Source organism: Micromonospora sp. CMU55-4, assembly GCF_011602315.1.
Lineage (GTDB): Bacteria > Actinomycetota > Actinomycetes > Mycobacteriales > Micromonosporaceae > Micromonospora > Micromonospora chalcea.
In genome coordinates, this window is record NZ_JAAOLH010000018.1 from 32,846 (window position 1) to 49,295 (window position 16,450).

Here is a 16,450-nt window from a genome sequence, read left to right on the forward strand (position 1 = left end):
GTGGCGTCGCTGCCCACCCTCGCCGTGGTCGGGGCGACAGGTGCCGTCGGTACGGTGATGTGCCAGATCCTCTCCTCCCGGCGCAACGTGTGGGGCGAGATCCGGCTGCTCGCCTCCGAGCGGTCGGCCGGCCGGCGCGTGCAGTGCCGGGGCGAGGAGCTGACCGTCCAGGCCCTCACCGCGGACGCTCTCGACGGCGTCGACGTGGCCATGTTCGACGTGCCGGACGACGTCTCGGCGCAGTGGGCCCCGGTCGCCGTCGGGCGCGGCGCGGTGGTGGTGGACAACTCCGGCGCGTTCCGGATGGACCGCGAGGTGCCGCTCGTCGTCCCCGAGATCAACCCCGACCAGGTGCGCAACCGGCCCCGGGGCATCATCGCCAACGCCAACTGCACCACGCTGGCCATGATCGTGGCGATCGCCCCGCTGCACCGCGCGTACGGTCTGCGCGAGCTGGTGCTCGCGTCGTACCAGGCGGTGTCCGGGGCCGGGCAGGCCGGCGTGGACGCGCTGCACCTGCAGCTCGGCAAGATCGCCGGGGACCGGGCGCTCGGCTCCCGCGCCGGTGACGTGCGCCAGGCCGTCGGCGACGAGCTGGGTCCGTTCCCGGCGCCGCTGGCGCTCAACGTCGTACCGTGGGCGGGCTCGCTCGCAGACGACGGCTGGTCGTCGGAGGAGTTGAAGCTCCGCAACGAGTCCCGCAAGATCCTCGGGCTGCCCGATCTCAAGGTCTCCGCCACCTGCGTACGGGTGCCGGTGGTGACCGGTCACTCGGTCGCCGTGCACGCGGTCTTCGCCACCGAGGTGGACGCCGAGGAAGCCCGCGAGGTGCTGCGCAACGCGCCGGGCGTGATCCTGGTCGACGACCCGGCGTCCGGGGAGTTCCCGATGCCGATCGACGCGGTCGGCACCGACCCGTCCTGGGTGGGCCGCATCCGCCGCGCGGTCGACGACCCGAGAGCCCTCGACCTCTTCGTGACCGGCGACAACCTCCGCAAGGGCGCCGCCCTGAACACGGCCCAGATCGCCGAACTCCTCGCCAGGGACCTAACCCGCCCGTAACGCGCCCCCTCCCGCGCGCCGCCCCCGGCGCGTCGATCTTGCACTTTGGGCCCGGACCGTGGGGCATATGCCCCATTCGACCGGGCGGAAAGTGCAAGATCGCGGGGGAGAGGGGTGGGGGCGGGAGCGGGGAGTGGGGTCAGGCGGCGGAGAGGTGGACTCCGTCTCGGCCGTGGCGCTTGACCGCGTAGAGGGCCTGGTCGGCTCGGTGCAGGGTGCGTTCGGGGGACTCGCCGGGCCGCGGCAGCGCGATGCCGACGCTGATCGTCCGGCCGGTACGGCGGGCCGCCTCGGTGAGCCGCTCGGCGATCCGGACCGCCTCCTCCGGGCGGCTCACCTCGATCACCGCCACGAACTCGTCCCCGCCGGTCCGGTACAGCTCGTCGCCCTGGCGCAGCGCGCCCTCCAGTGCCCGGGCCAGCCCCACCAGCAACCGGTCGCCGGCCTGGTGGCCGTACGTGTCGTTGACGTCCTTGAACCCGTCCACGTCGATCGCCAGCAGGGCGGTACGCCCCGGCGTGGCGGTGGCGATCCGCTGCCCGAACGAGCCGGTGTGCCGTAGCCCGGTGAGCGGGTCGGAGCTGGCCTGCTCGCGCAGCCGGGCGAGCGTACGCAGCCGGTCCAGGCAGGTCCACGCCTGCCCGGCGAGCAGTTCGATCAGGTTGACAGTGGTCGGGTCGGGGCGCAGGCGCTGCTCGTCGGCGACCAGCAGCACGCCGCCGGCAGCCGGCGTGCCGACCGGCACCGCCACCAGTGTGCGCGCGCCCGCCCGGGTCAGCGGCAGGTACTCCTCGGTGGGCGGGTGCCCCGCCTCGCCCAGCGTGTACGCCGAGCCGTACCGGTGGGCCCGGTCGATCATGCGGTCCAGCGCGGCCGGGCCGGCCTCGGCCAGCTCGGCGCGGATGCGTGCCTCCAACTCGCCGGGGGTGTCGGTGGGCGCGCCGAGGCGTGGGCCGCTCCGCCCGGTGAGGACCAGCACGGCGGCGGAGAGCGCCGACACGTCCCGGGCCGCGGCGAGCGCGGCGGTCATCAGGTCCCAGTCGGTCGGGGCGGCGGTGAACGCGGCGGCGTGCCGGAGCAGCTTCTCGCTGCGGCTCTCGGCCGGTGACCCGCCGAGCGCGGCGATCCGCCCGCCGAGGCGGTCGGCCACCAGTTCGGCGGTCTCCCGCCACGCCGCGAGCGGGACGGGCTCGCACCACTGCAGGTCGAGCACGCCGATGGGCCGGCCGTCCGGGTCACGTACCGGAACGCAGAGTTCGGCGGTGACGTCCGGCCGGACCGGCAGGTAGTCGGGGTCGGCGCTCACGTCGGGCACGACGGCGGTCACCCCGGAGGCGTACACCCGCCGCACCACCGAGGGTTCGGGTCGGTGGCGGGCGGGCGCGTCGGCGGTCGCCGGGACGTGCGAGAAGACCTGCCACGCGCCGGTGGCGGCGACGCAGCGCAGACGGTCGTGGACCCGGAGCAGGACGGCGGCGGTCGCCGGGGTGTGCCGGGCGAGCGCGGCGACCGTCCACTGGCACGCCTCCGGGACGGTGGACGCCGTGGGGAGGCGCACCGTGACGTCGCGGAGTACTCGCTCGTGATCCACGTCGTTCCTGCTCGGAGGGGGTAGGTCGCGATCAAGCGTACTCAGCGCGACCGTCACCGACCTTCGTACACATGTGCTATCCACAGGCTGTGGACGCAGCCTGTGGGCGGGATCGGGCCTGCGCGGGGAGGGCGCGCGGCGATAGCGTGAGGGCCCGGGCACCCCGAGGAGGCGGCCGATGCTCATCGCCCAGCTCAGCGACCCGCACGTGACCACCGGCCCGCTCGCGGCCGACCCGGCGTCCGGGTTGCACCGGGCGCTCGGCACGGTGCTCGCGCTGCGTCCCCGGCCCGACTGCGTGGTGATCACCGGCGACCTGACCGCCAACGGCCGGCCGGACGAATACCTCGCCCTGCGCGAGATCGTCGGCGCGTTCCCGCTACCGGTGCACCTGGCCACCGGCAACCACGACGACCGCGAGTCGCTGCTCGACACGTTCGGCGGCACCCCCTACCTGGCCGGCGGCTTCTCGGCGCACTACCACGTCGACCTGCCGGACGCGACGCTCGTGGTGCTCGACTCGCTCACCCCGGGCAGCACCGGCGGCCGGCTCGGCGACGAGCAGCTCGCCTGGCTCGACGGGGTGCTCGGCGGGCGTACCGACGCGCCCGCCGTCGTGTGCCTGCACCATCCGCCGGTCGCGGTCGGCGTACCGGGCATGGACGCGATGGGCCTCGCGGACGCCGACGCGCTCGCCGCCGTGGTCGGCCGGCACCCCCATGTCGTACGCGTCGCCGCGGGGCACCTGCACCGCCAGGTGACAAGCGCGTTCGCCGGTACGGTGCTGACCGTCGCGCCGAGCACGTGGATCCAGGTGAGCCTGAGTATGTCCGACGAGGAGGAGCCGGGGTTCGTCGCCGAGCCGACGGCCTTCCTGCTGCACCTGGTCGCCGACGGCGGCTGCGTGACACACACCGTCCAGGTCAGCCACGCCGCCGGGCGCACCTGCTGGTTCTGACGGCGACGCCGATGCTCTGGTACGTCGCGTACGGCTCGAACCTGCACGCCGCCCGGCTCGACTGGTACCTGCGTGGCGGACGCCCACCCGGCGGGCTGCGCACGTACCCCGGCTGCCGGGACTGCCGGCCACCGCGCCGGACCGTCCCGGCGCTGATCCCCGGCGGGGTCTATTTCGCGGGCGAGTCGCGGGCCTGGACCGGCGGCATGGCGTTCTACGACCCGCAGATGCCCGGCCGGGCGGCGGCGCGCGGCTACCTGGTGACCGTCGAGCAGTTCGCCGACATCGCGGCGCAGGAGATGTACCGGCCGCCGGGCGCCGACCTGGCCGGTATCCGCGCGGCGGTCGAGACCGGGCGGGCGAGGCTCGGGCCGGGCCGCTACGAGACGCTGCTGCGGGTCGGCGTCCGCGAAGGGCTGCCGATGCTCACGTTCACCGCGCCGCACCGCGCGGTGGAGGTGCCGTGGACCCGGCCCGCTCCGCTCTATCTCGGGATGCTGGCGCGCGGTCTGCGGGAGGCGCACGGCTGGGACACCGCGCGGATCGTCGGCTACCTGGCGGGCCGTCCGGGAGTCGCCGGGCGGTGGAACCGGCGGGCGTTGCGCGGGCTCGTCGCCGCCACCCACAGCCGGCTTTCGAACCGGCTCTCCGGGGCTTCGGTCGAATTCGGACAGTCCGTTGCGGATGTCGATCCGTCAGACGTGAACGACCGTTCGGCTCGCGATGGGTGTCCGCCAGGCGCTGATTCCAGCGAGGACGGTTGCCAGCGCAAGGAATTGCGCGTGACATGAGCGTCGGCGCCGGCTCCCTGTCCCTGGGAGCCGGCGCCCTTCACGACGCGGGCATCGACAGCGAGCGCCGCGCGGAAATTCACCAGACCGTCATGTCCGACTCGTCCGGCGGACCGGTACGGGTCTCCCACCACGTCGACGATTCCGAATGCCACCCCGGTCGACCTGAGGCCCGGTGGATGAGAAGCTACCCCCGAGCGGGGGTGGCGTTCCCCGATTGCCGCCTTCCACGATCGACCCCTGTCATGGCACGGACCAGGGCCACCGGGCGAACCATCGTCCGGACACCAGCATCGGTATCTCACGAGGAGTTCCATGTCCGTCACCGGGATGCGACGCCGGGCCGTAGTCGGCCTGGCCGCACTCGCCGCGACCGCGTTCACCGCTGTCGCCGTCACCCCCGACCAGGCCGAGGCGCGCCCGAAGCCGGTCGACGTCCAGCTGCTCGCGATCAACGACTTCCACGGCAACCTGGAGCCGCCGAGCGGGTCCAGCGGCACCATCGACGGCCAGCCGGCCGGTGGCGCGGAATACCTGGCCAGCCACCTGAAGTCGATGCGCGCCGAGGCCAAGAAGCAGGGCAAGGGCACCGTCACTGTCGCCGCCGGTGACCTGATCGGCGCCTCGCCGCTGCTGTCCGCCGCGTTCCACGACGAGCCGACCATCGAGGAGATGAACCTCGCCGGGCTGGAGTTCGCGAGCGTCGGCAACCACGAGTTCGACGAGGGCGCGGCCGAGCTGCTGCGCATGCAGCGCGGCGGCTGCCACCCGGTGGACGGCTGCGCCGACGGCACCCCGTTCGGTGGCGCCAAGTTCAAGTACCTCTCGGCGAACGCGTTCAAGACCTCCACCGGCCTGCCCCTGATGCAGCCGTTCGGCATCAAGATCGTCAAGGGTGTGCCGATCGGCTTCATCGGGATGACCCTGGAGGGCACCCCGAACATCGTCAGCCAGCAGGGCGTCGCCGGCCTGCGGTTCAGCGACGAGGCCGACACTGCCAACAAGTACGCCAAGATCCTGCGCCTGCTCGGCGTCAAGAGCATCGTCGTGCTGCTGCACGAGGGCGGCGTGCAGAACGGCGGCGGCATCAACGACTGCACCGGGTTCAGCGGCCCGATCGTCGACATCGCCAACCGGATGGACCCGTCCATCGACGTGATCGTCAGCGGGCACACCCACGCCGCGTACAACTGCAACATCAACGGCAAGCTGGTCACCAGCGCCAGCTCGTTCGGGCGCCTGGTCACCCAGATCGACCTGAAGATCGACCCGCGTACCCGCGACGTGGTGAGCGCGTCCGCGAACAACGTGGTGGTCACCCGGGACGTGGCGCCGGACAAGCCCTCGACCGACCTGATCAACCGGTACAAGACCGCGCTCGGCCCGGTGGCCGACCGGGTCGTCGGCGAGACCACCGCGGCGATCACCAAGACCCAGGAGAACCTGTACCAGACCGGGGTCGACGTCAACGGCAAGCCGACGTACCAGACCGGTGAGTCGCCGCTGGGCAACGTGATCGCCGACGCGCAGCTCGCCGCGACCGACACCGAGCAGAACGCGGTCGCCGCGTTCATGAACCCCGGTGGCGTACGCGCCGACCTCGACGCCGGCCCGGTCACCTACGCCGAGGCGTTCACCGTGCAGCCGTTCGCCAACAACCTGGTGACGCTCGACCTGACCGGCGCGCAGCTCTACTGCATGCTGGAGCAGCAGTTCACAGTGGCGCGCGTGCTCTACGCGTCCTCCACCGTCAACTACGTCGTGGACGTCGACGGCACCACCGCGCCGGCCGGCACGCCGTGCGCCGGCACCCGGGTGGTCCGGGGCAGCCTCACCATCAACGGCACCCCGGTGACGGACACCGCCACCTACCGGGTCACCGTGAACAACTTCCTCGCCGGTGGCGGCGACGGCTTCAGCGTCCTGACCGGCGGCACCAACGCGGTGACCGGCCAGATCGACCTGGACGCCTTCACCGCGTACCTGACCGAGAAGTCGCCGGTCTCCCCGCCGGCGCTGGACCGGATCCGCACCACCACCGAGGTCGCCGCCGGCTGACCGCCGACCGCACCGCAGACGGGCCCCGGAGCGAATGCTGCGGGGCCCGTTCGCGTGTCAGGCCGCCGGGGACGTGTCCCGGGTCGCCCGCGCGGGCTCGGGCTCCGGCGCCTCGGCGGCCGTCAGGCGGCCGTCCTGCGCGGCGGTGAGCAGCGGACGCAGCGACAGCGCGAGCAGCGAGGCGGCCAGGCAGCCGCCCACCACGACCGCCACCCAGACCCGGCCGTTCGCCGCGCCGATCAGCGGCCCGGCGGTGACCGGGCCGACCACACCGCTGATCCCGAAGATCATCGAGCTCATCGCGTTGTACCGGCCACGCAGCTCGTCGGTGGCGAGCGCGTTCGTGAGCGCGGGCATGACCGGAGACAGCATCGTCTCGCCGAACCCGAAGATCGCCGAGCAGGCCACCACGCCGAGCGCCGCGAGCAGCGCGTTGCCGCTGCCCACCACGCCGGCCGCGCCGAGCACCAGCCACGCGCCGGCGAACACCGCGCCGACGGTGGCCAGGGCACGGGTACGGCTGCGCCCCTCCAGCCGCCGGATCACCAGCAGCTGGGAGAGCACGATCATGACGGTGTTCGCGGCGAGCGCCCACGCCACCACGCGCGGCGTCACCTCGACCACCCGCACCGAGTACGCCGCGAAGCCCACCTCGATCTGCGCGTACCCGCAGGTGGTGAGCACCAGGCCGAAGATGACCAGGCGGCGGAACGGCCGGTCCCGCAGCACCGTGAGGTAGCCGCCGGTCCTCCGATCGGCGGCCTTCGCCCCCGTGGCCGCGACCGGCCGGCGCCCCACGTGCGGCAGCGTCAGCAGGATCAGCGCCGGCGTCAGGTAGCTCACCGCGTCCAGCAGGTAGATCACCTCGAACGTGACCGGACGGGCCACGTCGACCACCGCGCCGGAGATCAGGCCGCCCGTGCCGATACCGAGGTTGAGCAGCGCGAAGTTGAGCCCGAAGACGCGCTGCCGCTCGCCGTCGTCGGTGAGCGAGGCGAGGATCGTGTTCTGCCCGGCCCAGATCGCCGAGCTGCCGACGGCGATGAGCGTCATCACGCCGAACGCCGAGGCGGTCGAGTCGACGAGCGCCAGTGAGCCGACGCCGATCGCCTCGATCACCAGGCAGGGCAACACGACCCGGCGCGCGCCGAAGCGGTCGATGAACGTGCCGGCCAGCGGCGAGAGCGCCAGCGTGACAGCGCCGAACCAGCCGATCACCAGCCCGGCCCGGGTGTCGGTCAGGCCGCGTACGTCGGTGAGGTAGATGAACAGGAACGGCAGGGTGAGGCCGCGACCGACCGCGGAGAACAGGGTGCCGAGCAGGATCCGGCGGGCTTCGGGACGGGCGGGCAGGGCGCGGCGCAGCATGGCAGGGATTCTGTGCTTCGGGTACGACTCTCGCGACCCGTTTACCCCTTACACACGCGGTCGCTGGGCCGGAAGGTGAGCGAACACACGTGCTCTGCCATGCTGACCCGGTGACGACGACCTGGCGGCACCTGCCCGCACCGGCCCGCGAGATCGCCGAGACGGCCACCGACGCGGTGGGCGCCGCGCAGGCCCGCGACGCCGAGGCGTACGCCCCGGCCGTCGAGCGGCTGGCCACCGCCGACCGGTCCGGGCTGGTGCTCGGCGGTGTGGTCCGGCTGCTGCTGGAGGAGGGGCATCCGGACGGGCTGGACGGCGACGACGTACGCCAGGTGCTGGAACAGTGCGTCCGGTCGGCGGCGGCCTGGTGGCCCGACGTCGACCCGCACGTGCTGCTGGTGCTGCTGGCCGGGGCGCTCGGCGTCTACGACCCCGGTGACGACGACAATCCGCCCGGCCCGGCAGCGGTCGCCCGGCACGCGCCGCTGCTCGTGGCCGACCTGCTGGCGGTCACCGGACGACCGTTCGCCGAGTACCTGACCGCCGCGTTCGCCGAGGTGGCGCGCACGGAGACGCACGACTGACGGACCCGTTGGCCGGCGGCTCACCGGCCGGCGGCTGGCGCGTCGGTTTACGGGCCCGCGGCTGGCGCGTCGGCCTACGGGCTCGCGGCCAGGAAGACGAACGCGGCGAGCAGCACCAGGTGCACGCCACCCTGGAGCACTGTGGCCCGACCCGGCACCACGGTGAGCACCGCTGTGACAGCGGTCAGCGCCAGCAGCGTCATCTGGGTGCCGCCCAGGCCCAGCATCAGCGGCCCGTCCAGCCAGATCGAGGCGATCGCGATGGCCGGGATGGTCAGGCCGATGCTGGCCATGGCCGAGCCGAGCGCGAGGTTGAGGCTGATCTGCACGCGGTCCCGCCGGGCCGCCCGGGCGGCGGCGAGCGTCTCCGGCAGCAGCACCAGCAGCGCGATGACCACGCCGACGAACGCCTGCGGCAGGTTCGCCGCGCTGACCGCGGTCTCGATCGCCGGAGAGATCGTCTTCGCGTCGCCGACCACCGCGACCAACGCCACCACCAGCAGGGCCAGGCTGGCCAGGGCGGTACGTGTGGACGGCGGCTCGGCGTGGCCGTCGCCGGTCTTGTCCTCGGCGAGGATGCTGCCCTCCTGGGTGACCGGGAGGAAGTAGTCGCGGTGCCGGCCGGTCTGCACCATCACGAACAGCAGATAGAGGGCCAGCGAGGCGACCGCCGCGAAGGCGAGCTGGGCGGGGGAGAACTCCGGACCCGGCCGGCTCGTGGTGAACGTCGGCACCACCATGCTGAGCGTGGCGAGCGTCGCCACCGTCGCCAGCGCCCCTCCGGTGCCCTCCGGATTGAACACCGCCACCTGCCGGCGCAGCGCGCCGAGCAGCAGCGACAGGCCGAGGATGCCGTTGCAGGTGATCATGACGGCGGCGAAGACGGTGTCCCGCGCCAGCGCCTGCGTCTTGTCCCCACCGCTGATCATCAGCGTGACGATCAGACCGACTTCGATCACGGTGACCGCCACCGCCAGCACGAGCGAGCCGTACGGCTCACCGACCTTGTGCGCCACCACCTCGGCGTGGTGTACGGCCGCCAGCACAGCCGCGGCGAGCAGGGCCGCCACCACGAAGATGAGCGGGCCGGGCAGCTCCCGTCCCCAGGTCATCACGAGCACGAGCACGGCGACCAGGGGCGCGACGGTGGTCCAATCGGTCAGGCGGGATCGGATCATCGGCGGCATGCGCATAACTTTGCCAGGCGGCAGGGTCGACGCCGCGTGGCGGGGTGGCCTCGGGCAGTCCTGTCGATCTATTCGGTCGAGGCCGTTTGCTCCACATGGGTGGGCAGGTCACGGAGGTTCGCGATCACCGGTCCGATCCAGCCGGGATCGGTGTCCTGGTGCTCGGTGGTCCGCAGCACCGTCATGCCGACCGCCGCCGCGCCGGCCAGTTCGCCGTCCGCGCCGTCGCCCACGTAGACGCATTCCGCCGGCGCGACGCCCAGGCGCTGCGCGGCGGTGCGGTAGATCGCCGGGTCCGGCTTGGCCAGCCCGACCGCGCTGGAGAAGACCGCGACGTCGAAGCGCCGGGCGAGTGGGCCGGCCGCCCACGCCTCGGCGGTCTCGGAAGTGGCATTGCTGATCAGGGCCAGCCGGTGGCCGCGCTCGCGCAGCGCGTCGAGCACGTCCAGGGTGCCGACCGGGACGCGGCCCAACACGCGGCGGGCCAGCGCACGCCGATGCGCGGCGGCGCGGCTTACCTGCTCGTCCGTCGGCGAGCCGCCGAGGCGTTCGGCGAGGATGCGGACGGTCTCCTCCGCGCTCCACCGGACGAGCCGGTCCCGCCACGTCGCGTGGTACGCGGCGACGAGCGCCGCCGGAGCCACCCCGACCAGGAGCGCCATCTCGCCGACCACCCGGTCCCGCTCGTCGTCGGCGCCGTGGACCAGGGTGTGGAAGAGGTCGAAGACGACCGGCCGTGGCATGCCGGGATCCTACTGCGAGGGTGATCACGGTTGGGGAAACGCAGAGGGCACATCCGATGGATCGGATGTGCCCTCTTACCTCTGGTCGGGGTGGCCGGATTCGAACCGACGACCTCTTCGTCCCGAACGAAGCGCGCTACCAAGCTGCGCCACACCCCGAGGCGTGCCGACAAATAGTAGCCCACCCGCCCGCACGGTCAAACTCGGTACCCCCCGCCCCGCGCGGGCGGCAGATCTTGGTACGAACCGGCCCTCGGAGGGGCGGGCGCGTACCAAGATCTGCCGGGAAGCGGGGACGCCGGGCGGCGGGGTCAGCGGGAGATCAGCGTGAGGATGCTGGCCTCGGGGGGGCAGGCGAAGCGGATGGGGGCGGTGGGGTGGGTTCCGAGGCCGGCGGAGACGTGCAGCCACGAGTCCGAGCCGGGCCAGCGGTGCAGTCCGCGCGCCATCGAGCGGGGCAGCCCACAGTTGGTCACCAGCGCGCCGTACCCGGGCACGCACACCTGGCCGCCGTGGGTGTGCCCGGCGAGCAGCAGGCCGAAGCCGTCGGCCGCCATCCGGTCCAGCACCGCGGGCTCGGGGGAGTGGGACAGCGCGATCGACAGCGCCGCGTCGCCGCTGACCGGGCCGGCCACGGCGTCGTAGTCGTCGCGTTCGATGTGCGGGTCGTCCACGCCGACCAGCTCGATCTCCCGCCCGCCGGCCTTGAGCGAGGTGCGTGCGTTGTTCATGTCGACCCAGCCGGCGCCGGTGAGGATGTCGCGTAGTTCCTCGTACGGCAGGGGCGTGCCCTCGGTGTACTCCCGGTCCGGCAGGAAGTAGGTGAAGGGGTTCTTCAGGACCGGGCCGGTGTAGTCGTTGGAGCCGAAGACGAACGCGCCGGGCAGGTCGAGCAGCGGTTGCAGCGCGCGCAGCACGCCCGGCACCGACTCCGGGTGGGCCATGTTGTCGCCGGTGACCACGACCAGGTCCGGGTCGAGCGCGGCCAGCGAGGCCACCCAGTCCTGCTTGCGCCGCTGGGCGGGCATCATGTGCAGGTCCGAGAGGTGCAGCACCCGCAGCGGTTCGGCGTCGGTCGGGAGCACCGGCACGTCGTACCGGCGCAGGGTGAACATGTTGCGCTCGATGAGCGACGCGTACGCGAGGGTGGCCGCCCCGGCGGCGACGGTTCCGGCCGCGAGACGGAATAGTGTGCGCTTTCGCATGGCGTTCAGGGTAGTTTCACCGTCCATGAGCACGCTGAAGGACCGTCTCACCGCCGACATGCGCGCCGCCCTGAAGGCGCGCGACGAGCTGACCACCTCCACGCTTCGCATGGCCCTCGCAGCCGTGGGCAACGCCGAGGTCGCCGGCCGGGAAAAGCGCGAGCTCAGCGACGACGAGGTGCTCGCGGTGCTGGCCAAGGAGGCGAAGAAGCGCCGCGAGGCGGCAGTGGCGTTCGCCGACGCCGGGCGCGCCGAGCAGGCCGGCAAGGAGACCGCCGAGGGTGAGGTGCTGGAGCGCTACCTGCCCAAGCAGCTCTCCGACGAGGAACTGGCCGAGCTGGTCTCGGGGGCGCTCGCCGCGGGCGGCTTCACCGGCAAGGCGCAGATGGGCCCGGCCATGAAGGCCGCCCAGACCGCGGTGGCCGGCCGGGCCGAGGGGGGCCGGGTGGCCGCCGAGGTACGCCGCCAGCTGGGCCTCTGACCGTCCCGTAGACACAAGAAGAAGCGACGGCCACCCCCTTCACGGAGGTGGCCGTCGCTTCGTCCGGGATCAGTTCCCCGGTCGTCCTGGTCGGCCGTTACCCGGTCCGCCCGGGCCACCTGGTCGGTCCGGCGTCGCGGTGCCGCCCTGGTCCGAGTCGCCCTTGCCGGAGCTGACCTCGATCATGACGACGCCGCCCTTGATGGTGCGCCCGTTCGGGCTGGTGCCGGCCGCGGTGCCCGCCGGGCAGTCCGACGCCACCTTGTTGCTGGAGACCACCGGCTCGAAGCCGGCGCCCTTGAGCCGGGACTTCGCGCTCTCGATGGACGCGCACTTCACATCCGGGATGGACCGCTGGTCACCCAGGACGATCTTGCCGCTGGGCGGGGTGAAGTTCTTCCGGTCCTTGCCCTTCATGGCGTCCCGCAGCGTCTCGTAGACCGCCGGGTTGATGCCGGTGGGCACGTCGTGGCCCATCTTCTGGTTGGTCTGCGGCCAGTCCGGGTCGGCCATGATGCCGGCCACCGCGTACTGCTTGGTCATGGCAACCAGCGAGGAGGTCTTCTCCGAGTCGGTGGTGCCGGACTTGCCGGCCACCGGCGCGTCGACGATGTTGCGGACGTTGCCGGCGGTGGCGGTGCCGCACTTCGTGGTCGAGGAGCGGTCACCCACCGGGCAGCGGGCGGCGTCCACGGCGGCCCGGGCCACCTCGGTGCTGACCCGCTGCTCGCAGCGCGGGTTCGCGACGTCGAGCTTCTCGCCCTCCGGGCCGCGGATCTCCTGCACCGGGATCGGCTCGCAGTACTTGCCGTCGGCGCCGAGCGTCGCGTACGCGTTCGCCAGCTCCAGCGGGGTGGTCTGCGAGACGCCGAGGCTGAACGCGCCCCACTGGTGCGGGTTGGCGGCAAGTTGCGCGTCGCTCGACGAGCGGAACGAGATGCCGAGCTTCTGCGCCGCCTTCACCACGTTCTCCGCGCCGACCCGCTGCTGCAGGTCGATGAAGAACGTGTTGACCGAGAAGCCGAAGCCGCTCCACATGTTGTGCATGCCGGCCATCGAGGCGTTGGCGTTCTTCGGGCAGTACTTGTTGGTGCCCGGGCAGGCGGCCGGCGAGTTGAACTCGACCGGGTAGTTCGACTTGAACACCGGCTGCGCGTTGATCGGGTAGCTGAGCGGGTAGCCCTTCTCCAGCGCGGCCACCAGCGTGAAGATCTTGAAGGTCGAGCCCGCCTGGTAGCCGGCGATGCCGGGGCCACCGGTGATCAGCGGGTTCACCGTGTTGGGGTAGTTGCCCCGGATCTTCTTCTTGGCCTTCGCCGGGTCGCTGGAGATCTTGTTCTGCGGGTCGTCCGGGTCGTCGAGCTTGAAGTTGCGGTTGACGGCGACGGCGCGTACCCGGCCGGTGCCGGGCTCGACGGCGGCCACCATCCGGGCCGCCTTGCTGCTCTCGCCCAGGTTCTTGCGGACGGCCTTGTCAGCGGCCTTCTGCGCCTGCACGTCGAGCGTGGAGATGATGGTGTAGCCGCCGCTCTTGAGCCGCCGCTCACGGTCGTACGAGGTGGCGCCGAACGTCTCCTGCTGCAGCCACCAGCGGTAGAGGTAGTCGCAGAAGAAGCCCCAGGAGCGGGTGGTGGTCTGGGTGCAGCCGTTCGGGGTGCGCTTGCCCTTGACGACGAGCTTGATCTTCTTGGCGGCGTCCGCCTCCTGCTGGGTGATCGCCCCGATCTGCACCATGTTGTCGATGACGTAGTCGCGCCGGCCGACCGCCTCGGGGTAGCCCGCGGGGGTGGTCGGGTCGAACGCGGTGGGCGCCTTCACCATGCCGGCGAGCATGGCCGACTCCTGGATGTCCAGCTTGCTCGGCGGCTTGTTGAAGTAGACCTGGCTGGCCGCCCAGATGCCGTACGCGCCGTTGCCGAACGCGGCGATGTTCAGGTAGCGCTCCAGGATCTCGTCCTTGGAGAGCTCCTTGTCGATCTGCAGCGCCAGGCTCATCTCGCGCAGCTTGCGGGCGCTGGTGTCCTCGGTGGCGGCGACCACGTCGGCCGGGTGGGTGGCCGAGTAGGAGATGGCCAGCCGGACGTACTGCATGGTCAGCGTCGACGCGCCCTGCCGGGAGGAGCCGGCGGCCTGGTTGTTGACGAACGCCCGTGCCACACCGTTGAGGTCCACGCCGTTGTGCTTGTAGAAGTCGTGGTCCTCGGCCGCGATGATGGACTTCTGCATGTGCGGCGAGATGTCCTTGAGCTTGACGTCCTTGCGGTTCTCGTCGTACATCGTGGCCAGCACGGTCTTGCCGTCGGACGCGAGCAGCTTGGTCATCTGCGGCGACCGGGCGACTGTGAGCTCCTTGGGCAGCGCGCCGAATGTCTCCGAGCCGGCCTTCGCGGCCAGTCCGGTCATCGCCACCGCGGGGAAGGCCGCCGCAGCGACCACCACTCCGGCCAACAGGCCGCAGATCAGCAGCGATGCGGCGTTGGTCAGCACGTTGTGGTCACGTTTCCGCATCCAGGTCACCTCGACAGGGTACGCGAGCAGGGATCGGCGGGCGCGCGGGGAACTTTCCCCATTTCCTGCATGCGCCGGCCTCGTTGTGCTAAACGCACGAGCCCTGGTCCTGGGTTGCGTGAGATCCGGCGGAAGTCTCTCTGAAACCCGGGAGGGGCGCAGCGTTTTCACGTACCCGGGCGGGGTAGACGCCGGGCGAAAGCCCGGGAAGCCGGGAGTGTCCGGAATGATGGATTTCGCCGACAACGTTGCGTAATCGGGCGACTACACAGCATGATGGTGGCGGCGAAGGCAGCCGTGCGTCGTTCGTGCCGCCCTGGGGAGGCCGGCGCGGACGACCGGGGGGAGTTCGAGGGCTGCTCGCACGAAGTCGGTAGGTACTGCAAGGGGGGACGTGTACAGATGGGCATGATCACTGACTGGCCGTCACTGGCGGCATGTCAGAACGGAGACCCGGACGCGTTGTTCGTACAGGGCGCCGAACAGAACGTGGCGAAGAGGATCTGCCGGAGCTGCCCAGTTCGGTACGAGTGCCTGGCCGACGCGCTCGACAACCGGATCGAGTTCGGTGTGTGGGGTGGCATGACCGAACGCGAGCGCCGGGCGTTGCTGCGCCGTCACCCGCAGGTGACCAGCTGGCGCAAGATGTTCGAGGCGGCCATGAAGAAGAACGCCAAGGAGAAGGCCGGCAAGGACAAGGTCCTGGTGACCACTGCCACCTGACCGCCAGGTCAGCTCCGGCTGATCGCCTCGCCGATCGTCCGCAGCCCGTCGACGTCGTGCACGTCGGCGGGCTGCGCGGCCACCGACACCGCCGGCACCGCCGGGAACGCCTCGGTGAACCGGGCCGCCACCTGCTCCTCGCGTACCGCCTGCTGGGCCAGCGCGGCATGCGCGCGCAGCACCTCGACGGTGCCCTCGTGCCCGCCCGCCGCGGCCAGCCGCTCCGCGGCGGCCAGGCTCTCCGCCGCGGACAGGGCCGCCGCCGGCCGGTGCACCCGGTTGAGCACCAGCCCGGCCAGCGGCATCTGCTCTTCCCGCAGGCGACCCGCGAAGTAGGCGGCCTCCCGGACCGCGTCCGGCTCCGGGGCCGCGACCAGCAGGAACGCCGTCTCCCGGGCCTGCAGGATCCGGTACGTCTGCTCGGCCCGCTGCCGGAACCCGCCGAACATCGAGTCGAGGGCGGCGACGAAGCCGGACAGGTCGGTGAGCAGTTGGGCGCCGAGTACCTTCTGCACCACCTTGGAGAACATCCCGAAGCTCGCCGTCACCAGGTTGAACATGCTGCGTCCGCCGGTGCGCGCCGGGGCCAGCAGCAGCCGCAGCATGCGGCCGTCGAGGAATCGGGACAGGCGGGCCGGAGCGTCCAGGAAGTCGAGCGCGGACCGCGACGGCGGCGTGTCCACCACGATCAGGTCCCACTCGCCCCGGGCGTGCAACTGGCCCAGCTTCTCCATCGCCATGTACTCCTGCGTACCGGCGAAGGTGGAACTCATGGCCTGGTAGAACGGGTTGGCGAAGATCTCCGCGGCCTTCGCCGGGTCGGTGTGCTGGAGCACCACGTCGTCGAACGTGCGCTTCATGTCCAGCATCATGGCGTGCAGCTCGCCGCCGCTGGCCTCGACGTCGATGCCCTTGACCTGGCGGGGTGTGTTGTCCAGCTCGGTCAGGCCGAGCGACTGCGCCAGCCGGCGGGCCGGATCGATGGTGAGCACCACGGTCCGGCGGCCGTGCCGCTCGGCCGCGCGCAGCGCCAGCGCCGCGGCGGTGGTCGTCTTGCCCACGCCGCCCGCCCCGCAGCAGACCACGATCCGTACACCGTCGTCGGCGAGGATCTGGTCGACGTCAAGCGGAGGCGCCGCGTCTTCGGAAGGCACCAATCGAGCGTATCGGTCCCGAGGGGCACTCTGCTCC

The 16,450-nt window shown here is 72.0% G+C and carries 14 protein-coding genes and 1 tRNA gene; 7 read left to right on the forward strand and 8 right to left on the reverse strand.

Going from position 1 to position 16,450, the window contains the following annotated elements; translation table 11 throughout:
* A complete protein-coding gene (locus tag HA073_RS25795; RefSeq protein ID WP_166457500.1) occupies positions 1-1,062 on the forward strand; it encodes an aspartate-semialdehyde dehydrogenase in 1,062 nt (353 codons plus the stop codon).
* A gap of 139 nt (positions 1,063-1,201) precedes the next feature.
* Here HA073_RS25795 and HA073_RS25800 read toward each other — a convergent pair whose 3' ends face one another.
* On the reverse strand, positions 1,202-2,653 hold the full coding sequence (locus HA073_RS25800; RefSeq protein ID WP_043327849.1) for a diguanylate cyclase domain-containing protein: 1,452 nt from the start codon (positions 2,651-2,653) through the stop codon (positions 1,202-1,204).
* A 178-nt stretch (positions 2,654-2,831) separates the two neighbouring features.
* Between HA073_RS25800 and HA073_RS25805 the strand changes: the two genes are divergently transcribed.
* From HA073_RS25805 to HA073_RS25815, 3 genes are all read left to right on the forward strand, one after another.
* Positions 2,832-3,611, forward strand: a complete 780-nt coding sequence (locus HA073_RS25805) for a phosphodiesterase (RefSeq protein ID WP_043327850.1) — start codon at positions 2,832-2,834, stop codon at positions 3,609-3,611.
* 11 nt (positions 3,612-3,622) lie between these two features.
* Positions 3,623-4,402, forward strand: coding sequence for a histone deacetylase (locus HA073_RS25810; RefSeq protein ID WP_240925965.1), 780 nt, complete (start codon positions 3,623-3,625; stop codon positions 4,400-4,402).
* Between the two features lie 315 nt (positions 4,403-4,717).
* A complete protein-coding gene (locus tag HA073_RS25815) occupies positions 4,718-6,460 on the forward strand; it encodes a bifunctional UDP-sugar hydrolase/5'-nucleotidase (RefSeq protein ID WP_043327851.1) in 1,743 nt (580 codons plus the stop codon).
* Positions 6,461-6,517: 57 nt separating this feature from the next.
* On the opposite strand, the gene HA073_RS25820 is transcribed toward HA073_RS25815, so the two are convergent.
* Positions 6,518-7,828, reverse strand: coding sequence for an MFS transporter (locus HA073_RS25820; protein ID WP_166457501.1), 1,311 nt, complete (start codon positions 7,826-7,828; stop codon positions 6,518-6,520).
* Positions 7,829-7,938: 110 nt separating this feature from the next.
* Between HA073_RS25820 and HA073_RS25825 the strand changes: the two genes are divergently transcribed.
* On the forward strand, positions 7,939-8,412 hold the full coding sequence (locus tag HA073_RS25825) for a hypothetical protein (protein ID WP_223201289.1): 474 nt from the start codon (positions 7,939-7,941) through the stop codon (positions 8,410-8,412).
* Between the two features lie 74 nt (positions 8,413-8,486).
* Here HA073_RS25825 and HA073_RS25830 read toward each other — a convergent pair whose 3' ends face one another.
* The 4 genes from HA073_RS25830 to HA073_RS25845 form a co-directional block, all read right to left on the reverse strand.
* A complete protein-coding gene (locus tag HA073_RS25830) occupies positions 8,487-9,590 on the reverse strand; it encodes a calcium:proton antiporter (protein WP_043330855.1) in 1,104 nt (367 codons plus the stop codon).
* A 77-nt stretch (positions 9,591-9,667) separates the two neighbouring features.
* Entirely contained in the window at positions 9,668-10,342 is a 675-nt protein-coding gene (locus tag HA073_RS25835; RefSeq protein ID WP_043327853.1) for an HAD family hydrolase, read from the reverse strand.
* Positions 10,343-10,424: 82 nt separating this feature from the next.
* Positions 10,425-10,501 (reverse strand) — tRNA-Pro (locus HA073_RS25840).
* A gap of 152 nt (positions 10,502-10,653) precedes the next feature.
* Positions 10,654-11,547: a metallophosphoesterase gene (locus HA073_RS25845; RefSeq protein ID WP_043327854.1), complete on the reverse strand. Its 894-nt coding sequence runs from the start codon at positions 11,545-11,547 to the stop codon at positions 10,654-10,656.
* A gap of 25 nt (positions 11,548-11,572) precedes the next feature.
* On the opposite strand from HA073_RS25845, the gene HA073_RS25850 reads away from it, so the two are divergent.
* Complete coding sequence (locus HA073_RS25850) at positions 11,573-12,028, forward strand: GatB/YqeY domain-containing protein (protein ID WP_064446806.1); 456 nt, start codon at positions 11,573-11,575, stop codon at positions 12,026-12,028.
* A gap of 69 nt (positions 12,029-12,097) precedes the next feature.
* On the opposite strand, the gene HA073_RS25855 is transcribed toward HA073_RS25850, so the two are convergent.
* Positions 12,098-14,536, reverse strand: a complete 2,439-nt coding sequence (locus HA073_RS25855; RefSeq protein ID WP_043330857.1) for a transglycosylase domain-containing protein — start codon at positions 14,534-14,536, stop codon at positions 12,098-12,100.
* A gap of 402 nt (positions 14,537-14,938) precedes the next feature.
* On the opposite strand from HA073_RS25855, the gene HA073_RS25860 reads away from it, so the two are divergent.
* Entirely contained in the window at positions 14,939-15,259 is a 321-nt protein-coding gene (locus HA073_RS25860) for a WhiB family transcriptional regulator (RefSeq protein WP_043327856.1), read from the forward strand.
* Positions 15,260-15,267: 8 nt separating this feature from the next.
* Here HA073_RS25860 and HA073_RS25865 read toward each other — a convergent pair whose 3' ends face one another.
* On the reverse strand, positions 15,268-16,416 hold the full coding sequence (locus HA073_RS25865; RefSeq protein WP_174535410.1) for an ArsA-related P-loop ATPase: 1,149 nt from the start codon (positions 16,414-16,416) through the stop codon (positions 15,268-15,270).
* Positions 16,417-16,450: the final 34 nt, after the last annotated feature.

Bases quoted from the DNA above. Each gene is read 5' to 3' on its own strand.
- HA073_RS25805 (WP_043327850.1), top strand. From the start codon at position 2,832: ATGCTCATCGCCCAGCTCAGCGACCCGCACGTGACCACCGGCCCGCTC.
- HA073_RS25810 (WP_240925965.1), top strand. From the start codon at position 3,623: ATGCTCTGGTACGTCGCGTACGGCTCGAACCTGCACGCCGCCCGGCTC.
- HA073_RS25815 (WP_043327851.1), top strand. From the start codon at position 4,718: ATGTCCGTCACCGGGATGCGACGCCGGGCCGTAGTCGGCCTGGCCGCA.
- HA073_RS25820 (WP_166457501.1), bottom strand. From the start codon at position 7,828: ATGCTGCGCCGCGCCCTGCCCGCCCGTCCCGAAGCCCGCCGGATCCTG.
- HA073_RS25830 (WP_043330855.1), bottom strand. From the start codon at position 9,590: ATGATCCGATCCCGCCTGACCGATTGGACCACCGTCGCGCCCCTGGTC.
- HA073_RS25835 (WP_043327853.1), bottom strand. From the start codon at position 10,342: ATGCCACGGCCGGTCGTCTTCGACCTCTTCCACACCCTGGTCCACGGC.
- HA073_RS25845 (WP_043327854.1), bottom strand. From the start codon at position 11,547: ATGCGAAAGCGCACACTATTCCGTCTCGCGGCCGGAACCGTCGCCGCC.
- HA073_RS25850 (WP_064446806.1), top strand. From the start codon at position 11,573: ATGAGCACGCTGAAGGACCGTCTCACCGCCGACATGCGCGCCGCCCTG.
- HA073_RS25855 (WP_043330857.1), bottom strand. From the start codon at position 14,536: ATGCGGAAACGTGACCACAACGTGCTGACCAACGCCGCATCGCTGCTG.
- HA073_RS25860 (WP_043327856.1), top strand. From the start codon at position 14,939: ATGGGCATGATCACTGACTGGCCGTCACTGGCGGCATGTCAGAACGGA.